The 12,707-nt window shown below is 38.3% G+C and carries 13 protein-coding genes; 5 read left to right on the top strand and 8 right to left on the bottom strand.

The features are described from left to right. Positions 1-34 precede the first annotated feature (34 nt). Positions 35-949 carry a LysR family transcriptional regulator gene (locus KO513_RS01630; protein ID WP_215911999.1) on the top strand — a complete coding sequence of 305 codons (915 nt, stop codon included), beginning with the start codon at positions 35-37 and terminating at the stop codon, positions 947-949. Positions 950-1,040: 91 nt separating this feature from the next. Here the strand turns inward: KO513_RS01630 and KO513_RS01635 are convergent, their stop codons facing one another. Genes KO513_RS01635 through KO513_RS01655 form a run of 5 tightly spaced genes read right to left on the bottom strand, consistent with a single transcriptional unit; the run spans position 1,041 to position 5,188 of the window. After that, complete coding sequence (locus tag KO513_RS01635) at positions 1,041-1,718, bottom strand: type 1 glutamine amidotransferase domain-containing protein (protein ID WP_215912000.1); 678 nt, start codon at positions 1,716-1,718, stop codon at positions 1,041-1,043. A 26-nt stretch (positions 1,719-1,744) separates the two neighbouring features. Continuing rightward, the gene (locus tag KO513_RS01640) at positions 1,745-2,905 is read right to left on the bottom strand and encodes an iron-containing alcohol dehydrogenase (protein WP_215912132.1); all 1,161 of its coding nucleotides are present in this window, start codon (positions 2,903-2,905) and stop codon (positions 1,745-1,747) included. A 29-nt stretch (positions 2,906-2,934) separates the two neighbouring features. Beyond that, positions 2,935-3,930 carry an NADP-dependent oxidoreductase gene (locus KO513_RS01645; protein ID WP_215912001.1) on the bottom strand — a complete coding sequence of 332 codons (996 nt, stop codon included), beginning with the start codon at positions 3,928-3,930 and terminating at the stop codon, positions 2,935-2,937. Positions 3,931-3,948: 18 nt separating this feature from the next. Next, positions 3,949-4,581, bottom strand: a complete 633-nt coding sequence (locus KO513_RS01650; protein WP_215912002.1) for a nitroreductase family protein — start codon at positions 4,579-4,581, stop codon at positions 3,949-3,951. Between the two features lie 28 nt (positions 4,582-4,609). Next, entirely contained in the window at positions 4,610-5,188 is a 579-nt protein-coding gene (locus tag KO513_RS01655; RefSeq protein WP_215912003.1) for a TetR/AcrR family transcriptional regulator, read from the bottom strand. 186 nt (positions 5,189-5,374) lie between these two features. Here KO513_RS01655 and KO513_RS01660 point away from each other — a divergent pair, with 186 nt between their 5' ends. Continuing rightward, complete coding sequence (locus tag KO513_RS01660) at positions 5,375-5,851, top strand: GAF domain-containing protein (RefSeq protein WP_215912004.1); 477 nt, start codon at positions 5,375-5,377, stop codon at positions 5,849-5,851. Positions 5,852-5,861: 10 nt separating this feature from the next. Here KO513_RS01660 and KO513_RS01665 read toward each other — a convergent pair whose 3' ends face one another. Next, positions 5,862-6,623 carry a DUF481 domain-containing protein gene (locus tag KO513_RS01665; protein WP_215912005.1) on the bottom strand — a complete coding sequence of 254 codons (762 nt, stop codon included), beginning with the start codon at positions 6,621-6,623 and terminating at the stop codon, positions 5,862-5,864. Between the two features lie 236 nt (positions 6,624-6,859). On the opposite strand from KO513_RS01665, the gene KO513_RS01670 reads away from it, so the two are divergent. Beyond that, the gene (locus tag KO513_RS01670; protein WP_215912006.1) at positions 6,860-8,074 is read left to right on the top strand and encodes a sensor histidine kinase; all 1,215 of its coding nucleotides are present in this window, start codon (positions 6,860-6,862) and stop codon (positions 8,072-8,074) included. Positions 8,075-8,085: 11 nt separating this feature from the next. Here the strand turns inward: KO513_RS01670 and KO513_RS01675 are convergent, their stop codons facing one another. Beyond that, positions 8,086-9,546 carry a pyridoxal phosphate-dependent decarboxylase family protein gene (locus KO513_RS01675; protein WP_215912007.1) on the bottom strand — a complete coding sequence of 487 codons (1,461 nt, stop codon included), beginning with the start codon at positions 9,544-9,546 and terminating at the stop codon, positions 8,086-8,088. Between the two features lie 115 nt (positions 9,547-9,661). Between KO513_RS01675 and KO513_RS01680 the strand changes: the two genes are divergently transcribed. Next, complete coding sequence (locus KO513_RS01680) at positions 9,662-10,546, top strand: LysR substrate-binding domain-containing protein (protein WP_215912008.1); 885 nt, start codon at positions 9,662-9,664, stop codon at positions 10,544-10,546. Positions 10,547-11,109: 563 nt separating this feature from the next. Then, a complete protein-coding gene (locus KO513_RS01685; RefSeq protein ID WP_215912009.1) occupies positions 11,110-11,697 on the top strand; it encodes a thioredoxin family protein in 588 nt (195 codons plus the stop codon). A gap of 7 nt (positions 11,698-11,704) precedes the next feature. Here KO513_RS01685 and KO513_RS01690 read toward each other — a convergent pair whose 3' ends face one another. After that, positions 11,705-12,601 carry an AraC family transcriptional regulator gene (locus KO513_RS01690; RefSeq protein WP_215912010.1) on the bottom strand — a complete coding sequence of 299 codons (897 nt, stop codon included), beginning with the start codon at positions 12,599-12,601 and terminating at the stop codon, positions 11,705-11,707. Positions 12,602-12,707: the final 106 nt, after the last annotated feature.

A 12,707-nucleotide genomic window follows, 5' to 3' on the forward strand; every position in this document is an offset into this window, starting at 1 on the left:
CAAATCATACCTTTGTATCAATAAATTTATAGATATGGTGAATTTGGAATGGTACCGGACGTTTAAAGAGATATATGAAAACGGAACTTTAACTAAAGCTTCCGTAGCGTTATATGCCTCGCAGCCTGGGGTAAGCGTCCACCTAAACGCCTTAGAGGCCTATGTGGGTAAAAAGCTATTTGAACGCACCTCAAGAAAAATGATTCCAACGGAAGAGGGAAAATTTTTGTACGAATACATCATAGAATCTATTAACAAGCTAGAGATAGCGGAACAACATTTTAAAAAAACTACCCAAGAAAAAAATCCATCGTTACATGTGGGGATGTGTTCCGAAATGTTCCAACACAGTATTGAGCACGAAATTCCCAAATTAGAGTTTGATTTGGTTGCCAAGTTTGGAGCACATACGGATTTGATAAAGGACTTAAACAATGGATTATTGGATTTAGTAATTACACCAAGAAAACAAAGTGATAAAAAATCTCTAGTAGAATACACGGCTTTTTCAAAAGAGCGGATTATTTTAATTGCTGGAATCAAGACAGATACCTCTGCGGTAGAAGCCCATATAAAGTCCCACAATTATGAGGAACTGGAAGAAGAACTTCAGCGGAATACATGGTATAGTGCGTCTAATGAAATGGAGCACTTTAGACGTTTCTGGTATGAAAACTTTAAAAAGCGCCCTAGTTTTAAACCCAATTATATTCTGCCCAATATTGGCTCTATTATAAGGTGTTTGAGTAATGAAAATGGATTGGCCCTAGTTCCTGATTTTTTATGCCATGAGGCAATTTCCAATAATGAAATCAAGCGTATTTGGGACGGAAGAGTAAAAACGGAAAACACCTTGTATTTTGCATCCCGAACCGATTTAAAGTACAAGAAAGAGTTGAAAGTGCTCCAAGGTATATTCAGAACAAAAATGAAAACTGAGGTAGACTAAGGGTGTAATCCAGAGCCGTTTAATTTTTAGAATTAAAAAAAGCTTACCGGCAAGACCGGTAAGCTTTTTTGGAAAATCGGGGGAACTACAATTAGTTTAAACTAGCCAAAAGTTTTTCGGCTACAAGTTCAGATGAAGCAGGATTTTGACCTGTAATCAGGTTGCCGTCTTGCAATGCGTAAGCTGCCCAATCTTCACCTTTAGAGTAGATACCTCCATTTTCTTTCAATGCATTCTCAACCAAGAACGGAACAACATCCGTAAGCTGAACAGCATCTTCTTCGGTATTTGTGAATCCGGTAACTTTTTTACCTTTTACCAAGAATTCACCGTCATTTCCTTTTACACTTTTTAGAGCGGCGGGAGCGTGACATACAAAAGCGATAGGTTTTTTCTGCTCATTGAATTTTTCGATCAAAGCAATTGAATTGGCGTCATTTGCCAAATCCCATAACGGACCATGGCCACCGGGATAGAAAACCGCATCAAAATCATCCGCATTCATATCTGCCAATACTTTTGTGTTCTTGATTTTTTCCTGTGCTACGGGGTCTTTCTCAAAACGCTCCGTATCTGCAGTACTTGCGTCTGGAGTGTTACTGCTTGGGTCAATGGGAGCAGCGCCACCTTTTGGTGTTGCCAAGGTAATATCTGCACCTTTGTCCAATAATGTATAGTATGGATTTGCGAATTCTTCTACCCAAAATCCAGTTTTTTTACCTGTATCTCCCAATTTATCGTGAGAGGTTAAAACGAATAGTATTTTCATCTTTTAAGTTTTTAAAGTTTTATTTATTAATATGCCATTTTTACGATTTTCTCGGCATCCTGTGGGGTTAACGCCTGGCGCTCGCCAAGACCTTTCCAGCCACGATCGGTAAAGCGTTGCGCAATTTTTTCACCTGTACCCTCATACTCGGAAGTATAATCGGATAGTTTGGTGTCAATGCCCAACTCCTTAAAGAAGGCTTCCGTTTTTTCAATAGCGGCATACGCTTTGTCATCTATACTACCTTCGGTAATATTCCAGACACGTTCGCCATATTGAGCCAATTTCTCCTTTTTAGATTCAAAATTGTATTTATAATGACTTGGCGCAACTACCGCCAAAGTTCTGGCATGATCAATTCCGTACATTGCGGTAAGCTCGTGGCCCATCATGTGCACGGCCCAGTCACCCGGAACACCTTGTTGGATAAGTCCGTTTAGTGCCATGGTACAGCTCCACATAAAGTTGGACGCCGCCTCATAATCACTAGGGTCTTTAATTACTCTAGGAGCAATCTCAATAAGAGTCTGTAAAATACTTTCTGCAAAACGGTCTTGTAAAAGTCCGCCCGCCGGATACGTCATATATTGCTCAAGAACATGAGTAAAGGCATCAGTGATACCGTTTACCAACTGTCTTTCTGGAATAGAAGTAATTACCTGGGGATCCAATACCGAAAACTGTGGGAATAGGGCAGGACCTCCAAAAGCTAATTTTTCCTGGGTTTCTTTTCTGGAAATTACCGTTCCCGAATTCATCTCTGAACCAGTAGCTGGCAACGTCAAGACCGTTCCAAAAGGCATTCCTTTTTTAATAGGCTCTCTTTTCTTTACAAAGTCCCATGGCTCATCACCTTCATAAACCGCAGCGGCCGATAAAAACTTGGTTCCGTCAATAACCGAACCACCACCAACAGCTAGCAAATAGGTAATGTTCTCTTCTTTGATCAACTTTAGAGCATCCATTAGAACTGCATATTCCGGGTTGGCAGGTATACCACCAAATTCAACCAAATCAGCATTGGATAATGCTTTTTTAACTTGGTCATAAATTCCGTTCTTTTTGATGCTTCCACCACCGTAAAGCAATAATACTTTGGCATCAGAAGGAATTTCTTCTGTTATTTTCTTAATCGTATCTTTTCCAAAAATAATTTTGGTAGGATTCTTAAATTCAAAATTTGTCATAGTTTCTTTTCTTTTTTTTACTTCGGTCATTATATTTTAACGACCATTTTTCCCTTGTTTTTTCCATCGAATAAATCGATAAAGGCTTGAGGGATATTTTCAAAACCTTCTACTATAGTTTCGCTATAGGTCAATTTACCTTCGGCCAACCAAGTTGATAGTTGTTGAAGCGCCTCAGGGTATTTTTCCTGATAATTGAAAACAATAAACCCTTGCATAAGTGCACTGTTCTTCACTAAAAAGGGTTGAACGCTTACACTCTTAGGTAGTTCTGTATTGTTGTAAACCGATATAGCACCACAAATAACCATCCTTGCAAAATGATTGATATTGAATAACACCGCATCCGAAATAGGACCGCCCACGTTATCAAAATAAACATCCACTCCGTTTGGTGCCGCTTTGGCAATGGCCGCAGTCATATCTTCAGTAGTATTGTAATTGATGCCCTCATCAAAACCGAATTTAGATTTTAGCATCTCTACTTTCTCATTACTACCTGCAATACCAACAACATGAAGCCCCAGTATTTTACCAATTTGGCCTACCACACTACCTACGGCACCGGCCGCACCGGAAACCACTAAGGTTTCCCCTTTTTTAGGTTTCCCAATTTCGTTGAGCCCTAGATAGGCCGTTAAACCGGTCATTCCCAGAATACCCAAATAGGCACTCAACGGCGCTTTGTCCGCATCAACTTTAGTAAGGCCTTCTCCATTGGAAACCTGTTCGGTTTTCCAATCCAGGGTGCCCGCAAGGTAATCTCCCTTCTTAAACTCGTTGTGCTTAGATGCTATAACTTTTGCTACAATACCTGAATGCACGGGTTTATTCAATTCAAAAGGAGCCACGTAAGATTTGGCATCGTTCATTCTTCCCCTTAAATAGGGGTCTACTGAAACGTATGCTGTTTCCAAAAGCAACTCTCCGTCTTTGATTTCCAAAGAAGAATTATCCTCTATAAATTCAAAATCTGAAACCGAAGGTTTCCCTTTAGGTCTATTTTTTAATAAGATAGTTTTCATAGTATTCTCTTTTTGTAATTAGTCCATTACGGTAACTAAGTCCTCTGTACTCTTTCTTACCTTGACCAAGTTGGCCAACCAATCTTCCTCCGTTTTTCTATAACCGATCGGCAGTAAAACACAACTACGCAATCCTTTTGCCCTAAGACCAAGAATTTCATCTACGGCATCTGGGTCAAAACCTTCCATAGGCGTGGAGTCTACTCCTTCAAAAGCGGCAGCGGTAAGGGCTTCGGCAAATGCTATGTAGGCTTGTCTAGCGGCATGCTGGAAGTTTACTTCCGGGTCACGTTGTGGGTACATACCCAATAGTTGTTGTCTGTAATTTTCCCAACCTTCGTTTTTAAAACCACGAATTTCATTGGTAAGGTCAAACATCTTATTGATGCGTTCCTCGGTATAATTATCCCATGCGGCAAATACCAATAAGTGAGATGAATCTGTAATCACGGATTGGTTCCAAGCCACTGGCTTTATTTTTTCTTTTAACTCTTGATTGGTCACCACTATAATTTCAAAAGGCTGCAATCCACTAGAAGTAGGGGCAAGGCGGGCCGCTTCTATAATACGGTCCACTTTTTCCTGTGGTACGGTTTCGCCGTTCATTGCTTTTGTAGCGTATCTCCAATTTAATTTATCAAGTAATTCCATTTGTATGTTATGTTTAAAAAGATTGTGTTTATATTTTTATACTGTTCCATGCAGATTGATAGGCCTCTTCCAAGTGGTCTTCGTTCAGTTGAAAACGTCCTCTTTTTTGGGTAATCATCAAGAAGGATAAAGGATTGATGGAGTAGGCATACAAGATGTAATCCGATAACGGCTTAATCTTGCCTTCCTTCTTACCGCGCTCCCACAAATCCAACAGGGGTTGTAAGTGCCTAATCCCTTCTTCTCGACTTTGCTCGTCTATCATAGGCGTATTGTCGCACTGTGCCAAGAACATTGCTTCTTCGCATTCCTTCAGTTTAAAATCGGCAATACGTTTCCATATAACCTCAAAGCCTTCCTCAACTTCCATGTTGGGGTCATAGGTAGCAAACGCGTAATCTGTAAAAGCTGCTTTTACCTCTATGTACACCTTGTTTACCAAATCCTGTTTGTTCTCAAAGTAGAGGTATATTGTAGCAGGCGATACATTGGCCATTTTAGCTATTTTGGACATTGGTGCAGCGTGAAAACCACTGTTGTTCACCAATTCAATTGTAGCTTTGACCAGTGCGTTTCTCTTAATTTGACTCTTTGTTAATTCTGTCATTGTTTCTAATTCTAGTACAAAGATAAGAATAAAAATGAACGTTCATTCTTTTTTAACAAAGGTTTAGTTTTTCAATGTCAATAGGGTGGGACTATCTAGGGATTACTTTAGTAGATTTGTAGGCAGGCCGGTCTGGCTGAAGAAACTTTAAGGAGACAAACCATCTATTTAGTAAACATCAAGAATATGAGTGATAAGCAAGAATTGACCGTAGACCGTATTTTAACCGACCTAAGGCTGTCTACCATAGATTGGCAACAAGTATTGGAAAATGTAATTAGCGTTTTTGACTGTAGCACGGGAACCCTTCATTTCTTAGATCAAAAAACAGAACTATTACAATTGCAAGCTCAGAAAGGGATTCCTCCATTTCTAATACCTAAACTAACTACAATCCCCGTAGGCAAAGGAATGGCAGGTATTGCGGCAGAGCGTAAAGAGGCCGTAGAAATGTGTAATTTACAGACAGATGATTCCGGTGTTGCCCGTCCTGCTGCCAAAGAAACCAAAGTAGAGGGTTCCATTGCCGCACCAATGTTACTTAACGGAAAATTATACGGTACCTTGGGCATAGCCAAACCGGTGCCCTATGATTTTACGGAAGACGAGCGCAATAGTTTGCTTAAAATTGGAGAAGCTATGAGCAAGGCCTTGGTAGGTTAGGTTTGTTCTTTTAGAGGGAAAATGTCAATCCCAACTTTAAGTTAGATGAACGGTCACTTTCGGTAGAGGTCGAAAAGCTGCTATACGAATAATTATATAAGGCAGAAATGCTTAAGTGTCCCGATAAGGGCATTTCTGCTTTAAGCTGACTTAATACGCGATGGTTGGCTATATAACGATATAAGGGCTGAAAGTACAAGGTTCCCGTAAAGTCAAGTCCCGTTTTGGGAAAGGCGTAAGTGGCGGAAAGGTAACTACTGTTCCGGTGATTGTTGAATTGTACCTCGGTATCTTTTTCAATTTCAATTTCATACATGTAGGCATTACCAAAATAGACTTTGGCATTATCTTCCGAAACTAATTTTAAGCGTACACCAGCGCCCACCAAGCTCCTGTTGCGTATGGTGAGCAAAGTATTGTTCTGGTTTTGAATAAAAGCTTCCAACCTAAATAGGTCCGTTATTTTTTGATTGTACCTAACATGAAAAAAGTAAGAGTTTTGAAAATCTTCGTCCTTACTTCTAATAAGGTTATAGTTGCCTATGAAAAAGAAAATTTTCTTAAGGTCTTTGGATTTTACCTGTGTGGTTAGATTGGAACCTACCTGAAGAATGTAAGCCCCATTATTGTCCGTATAGTTAAAAAGCAAATCGCTCTTTAATGCAAAACGAACGGAATCTTTCTGCATTCGTTTAGATTCAATATTTACCAATTGGGCACTAGAGCTATAAAAGAAAAGAAGGGCTATGCTTATGGGTAAAAGTTGTTTCATGCGGCAAGTGATTTTTTTCAGCTGCAAAACTATCTAATTTCTATGTGATATAGGGAATTTAGGTGCTTTACAGATTAATTTCAAAGAAAAAAAATGGGTTTCCGGAGAAAAAAATTAAAGTAAAATCGTATTATTGGTATAAATCGGTTTGGAATTCCTTGTTTCTACGCTTGTCGTAATCCTTTGTGAAACCCAAGTTAGAGAAGCATAATGTTAAGTTTTGACTAGAGATACGTATGGAAATAGTAGGTGCATTACAGAAAGATATTGAAGATATCCAATCCATTAGCATAGTGCCCACTATTTTAGATGTGGTTTGCAGGGCTACAGGTATGGGCTTTGCGGCCATTGCCAGAGTAACCGATGAAACATGGGTAACTTGTGGGGTTTTAGATGCTATACCCTTTGGGCTTTCCGTAGGTGATGAACTTGAAATAGAAACTACTTTTTGTAAGCAGGTGCGTGAGAGCGATAAACTGGTAGTTATAGACCACGTGGAAAAAGATAAAGTATATCATAACCATCCTATACCTGCGCAGTATGGTTTTCAAAGCTATATTTCCGTACCTATTGTTAGAAAGAACGGCGAGTTTTTTGGGACACTTTGTGCACTGGACCTTAAACCGAACAAGGTGAACAACCCGGAAATTATAGCTATGTTCTCTATGTTTACGGAATTAATCGCTTTTCATCTAGATGCCCTAGAGACCATGCGTAGGCAAGATACCGCAATAAAGAAAAAGGATGTTGAACTTGCAACCTATGATTTTATTTCCAGTCACGATTTGCAAGAGCCGTTACGTAAAATCCAGATTTTAACGAGTACGTTAGAAAAGAAAGAAGAAAAGAATCTTTCGGAGAAAGGGAAAAAATATTTTAAGTCGATTAAAAAGGCGGCCACAAGAATGCGCAACATTCTTAATGACCTTTTAACGTATTCCGAGACGGAGTTTAAACCTAAAAGTTTTAAGGAACTAGATTTAAATGTTCTTGTAAATCGGGCAAAAACCAGATTAAGTACACAGTTGGAAGAATCCAACGCTATTATTAATACCAATGATTTGTGCACGTTAAATATTGTTCCCATTCAAATGGAGCAACTCTTTTATAATCTCTTTGCCAACAGTTTGAGCTTTAAAAGTGATAAAAGACCGCTGCTGATCGAGGTGGGTAGTAAGCAAGGTTTAGGCCAGTCTTTTGGTGTTCAGGGACTAGAGGAAGCTAAAATGTATTGCGAAATCACAGTTAAGGATAATGGTATAGGTTTTGAACAGCAATTCAGTGAGAAAATATTCGACATATTTCAACGTCTAAAAAGCAAGGAGAACGATAAATCTACAGGAATAGGACTCTCTATTGTAAGGCGTATTGTAGAAAACCACAACGGAAAAATTATAGCGATAGGCAAACCGGACCATTTTGCCATTTTTAAGATATACCTACCACTATAATTAATTGTTCGCTAAGCCATAGCGGGAATGGCTACAGGTATTGAAAAAGCTAATTTTTCAATTTCATCCAACAATTCAATAAAATCTCTTTTAGAAGTTAACGGGTTCATAACGGAACATCGCAAAGTGCGTTCGCCATTAATTGTAGTCTGTACAATATAGAATTTTCCCGAAGCGATCAATTGCTTCCGTATTTCACCATTTAACCCGTTCAGTTCCGTGTTGTTTAATTTGTTACTTGGAATGTACCTGAAATTTACAATATTGGATTCCGGTTCGTGTACCAGTTCAAAATTGGGTTTTGCCTTAATAAGTTCCGATAAAACCTGTGCCGAATCATAGAGCTGATCTACATTTTTTTCAAAGATATCATTACCGTACGTTTTCAGGAGTATATATACTTTTGCCGAAAGAAAAGGTTTGCTGCACTCAAAAGTACGTTTAGCGGAATTATACCATTCTTCGGTTTCGGGAGAATCCCATAAGTATTGTGCTCTTTGGGCAAAAGTCCTGTAAATTTTGTTTCCTTGTCTGAACAATAGGGCGGTGCTCAGAACCGGTGTCATCAACATTTTGTGAAAATCAATGACAACGGAATCCGCTTTTTCTATTCCCTTGGTCAGTCCCTTATATTTTTCAGAAAACACGACCGCTCCACCGTGGGCGCCATCTACGTGTAACCAGATATTATTAGCTTTACTGAAAGTGGCCAGAGCTTCTAAATCGTCATAGGACCCGGTTGCCGTAGATCCGGCGCATCCTATTATACAGAAAACATGAAGTCCTTTTTCCTTTGCTTCTTTCAAGTATTGAGGGAGAAGGTCTGTCCGAATTTTAAAGTTCTCATCTACAGGAACTTTTATGATTCCGCTATCGCCCAAACCCAGAATTCGTGCCGATCGATCAATACAATAATGCGCTTCTTCGGAAACCATTACCGCCAATTTTTCATTATGACCTTCTTCCCAAACGTTCTGTGGTGCTTTATCTTTTCTAGCAGCTAGTAAGGCGGTAAGGTTTCCCAAACTTCCCCCGGAAGTCATAAGGCCCGAAGCTAAATCTCCATAACCTATTTTCTTGGCCGTAAAATCTGTTACTACCCGTTCCATAGCATTTGAAACTGGTCCCATTTCATACACTCCCGTACTATTATTGATTAAATCCGTTACCAGTCCTGTTAAAGCGGTTATAGGTGCAGGTAAAGCGGTCTGGTGCCCCATGTATTTAGGGTGCTGTGTTTGTTGAGACCTTTGGAGCAATGTGGTTAAAGTGGTTATGGGGTCGGAAGGTTGTTGAAGATCGTTCTCCCAAAACTGTAGCTCGTCTTCCGGAGCATTATTTGGATAGACCGTTTTGGTTTCCTGGCTTTGCAGATTTCCCAAGTGGTTGGCAAGGACATCGATCAGTTCTTTTCCTACCGCTCTAAATTTCTCCGCGTCATAAACATTTGTAAGACTTTGATCATTGGTCATTATGAATAGCTTTAAGGTTCAACATCATCCTTTATTCCACACAAAGCTAGATATCTTTACTTATAAATATAAATACTTAATTTTGATGAATTAATAACAAATATGTATTACTGAAATGGATTTACAACACATACGTAGCGCCGTACTGCTCTCCAAGAAGTTAAACTTTACTAAGACGGCAGAAGCGTTACATATTGTTCAGCCCGCCTTGAGCCGGAAAATAAAACAACTGGAAGAGGCTATTCAGGCGCCGTTGTTCAAACGAAACAAACGGAACGTAGAGTTGACGAATGCGGGAAACTATTTTATTCCTGAAATGGAGAAGCTATTACTTCAGTATGAATTCATTTTAAAACGAACCCATCAAATTCACAATGGAGAGGTGGGAGAACTAAAGATAGGTTTTACCCATTCCGTAATGCAGTCCATTCTACCGGAAATTCTCATTAGCATTCGGGAAAATCTACCGGGCATGAAGACTATATTAAAAGAGCTTAACAACCGTGACCAATATATACGTTTGCAATCCGGTGAATTGGATATTGGTTTTGCCACCAACCCTCTTGTCCCAACAGGTTTAAAGAGTAAAGTTCTGCATATAGATAATTATGCGGTATTGGTGCCCAAAGGTTTTGATATAGACCGGTTACAAAAGAAAGGGTTCTCTATGTTTGCCAAAGAACCTTTTATATTTCCTTCAAAAACAGATGGACCTAACTATGTAAACATTATTGAATCTATCTGCACCAATGCCGGCTTTATACCTAACGTGGTACATGAAACAGATTCTGTGAGTACTAGCATACGATTGATCGAGGCTGGTATGGGAGTTTCGTTGGAGCCAATTTCCTCGCTTCGCGGATTAAACTTGCCTATAGATTTTTATGAATTGGATGATACACCTCAGAAAGCGCAATTAACTATGATTTGGAATCCGAAACTTGAAGTAGAACATCCAAAACTATTCACACTTTTACATGATACCCCTAAAACTTCTTGAAAATTGTGGCGTTAAAAATCGCCCTTTACGGTGCATTTTCCTTGCATTGCTAGTATATTTTTTAGAAAAACACTTCTCTATGCTACCGTTCATTCGCCTGATATTAGAATCGTTATTGTTAAAATATTGACAAATTGTAATTTTTATAACAATTATTTGAATTTAAACTGCGGGATTAGGAATTAAAACTTTTTGTTGCATTGATATCTTATCAATTTTATTATGTTTTTGTATAAAAAAAGGAAAATGGACCTAGTTTAATTATGAAATAGGCGTTTTTTGCGCAAATACCTCTCATTTTCATAGGTAACATAGCATAGCATACCGAAAAATATTGCATAAAACCTTTAAAAGTACAATTTATCCTCGTAAAAATTTCTACCTTAATAGTGTGGAACGAGGGGTGTAGTTTAGTGTCCTCTCGGCTCGTGAAAAATTCGTTTAAAGTTCTTTATCGAAATTGAGGTTGCATATAGTATTTAAACCGACCCGATTAGAACTGTAATTCAGAATTTATTAGTGAGTAAAATTAATGGATATTAACCCCGCTAAAAAATGAAGCCATGGCATTTGTACTTTCAAGCATGATGGAATTGGGGAAAAGAGCCCCGGACTTTAAGTTGCGCGATACCGTATCAGGTAAGGTGTTAACTTTGGACAAGCTAAAATCTGATGTAGCTACAGTTATTTTTTTTATCTGTAACCACTGCAGCTATGTACACCATATTAACCCAAAACTTGTTGAAATTGCTAATAAATATCAAGCCCAAGGGGTACAGTTTATTGCTATAAGCAGTAATGATATTAAGCAATTCCCCCAAGATGCCCCTGTGTTTATGACGCAAATGGCCAACTATCATAAATACCCGTTTCCTTACCTCTATGACGAATACCAAGATGCAGCAATAAGTTATGGAGCGGAATGCAATCTTGATTTATTTGTTTTTGATAGTGATTTGCGCTGTGTTTATACCGGCCGTTTTGATATGACCCGACCTAGTATTCAACCGGCTACAGGAACCGACCTCTCTGCTGCTTTAGATTCTATATTGGCAGGAGAGAATGTTGATTCAAACCAATACCCCAGTATGGGTTCTAGTATAGCATGGAAACGTGGTGTGCCTAGAAAGAACATTGAAATGTATTATTGATTGCAGCTTAGGCTTCAGCTGTAGTAGTACAAGCACTACGTTTTAATAACATGTATTCTCCATTATTTTTAAACTGGCGTAAAGAAATGCCCGAGTAACGTTTAAAGGTTTTGGATAAATGACTTACATCTGTAAAACCCAAGTCGTCTGCTATTTGAGTCAATGTGAAATCTGAATTTAACAGACGTATTTCTACTAATTTCAGTTTGGCTTTAATTATATACTCCCTCAAAGACATACTTACTTGTTTTTTGAAAAACTCACTTACATAGGTAGGAGACATCATAAACACCTCTGCTAAATTCTCTACTTTTAATTGCTCTGGCTTATCAATATTTTCATTAATAAATGTCAGCATTTTGGTAATACGATCATCTGTATTGTTCTTTGGTATTTCGTAAAAGCTTCCTTTTTTTATATTTCTAATTAGGATTTCCATGACAGAAACCATTAGGCTTTTGATTAAAGCTATAGATTCGTTTCCAAAACTTCTAGATTCCTGCAATATCATGGAAATCAGATTTTTTAGATATTGTCTATCAGTGTCAGTCTTAATAATATCTCCTGGTAATTGATTATAATTGGATAGGATATATGAAGCTTCATTAAACCATTCATTTTTTTCCATTATAGAACGGTGTTCATTTTTAAAAAATGAATCAGTAAATTTTAAGAACACAAATTTCGTAGGTTTTTCTATGGTAAAAGAATGACACTTTAAAGGTGGAAGTAAAAACATGTTTCCTTTACTGTAATTGTGGTCATTGTAATTTATGCATTGGGTGCCTTGACCATCCTTTATTAATACTAGCTCAAAAAAATTATTCTTAACAGGGCGTTGCTTCCAGTCTGTCATTTCAACTTCTTGTACTTCAAAAGGTTTGTGGGCTTCTAGTATCTGCATGATTTACTATTTGGGTTGCTAAAATACAATTTTGCACGTACAAAGCCTCTTTTTGTATTCATTTTAACCTTTAAAAATACATGATTATCCTTTTTATGTACTTAAA

The organism is Zobellia sp. B3R18 (assembly GCF_018860715.1).
GTDB lineage: Bacteria > Bacteroidota > Bacteroidia > Flavobacteriales > Flavobacteriaceae > Zobellia > Zobellia russellii.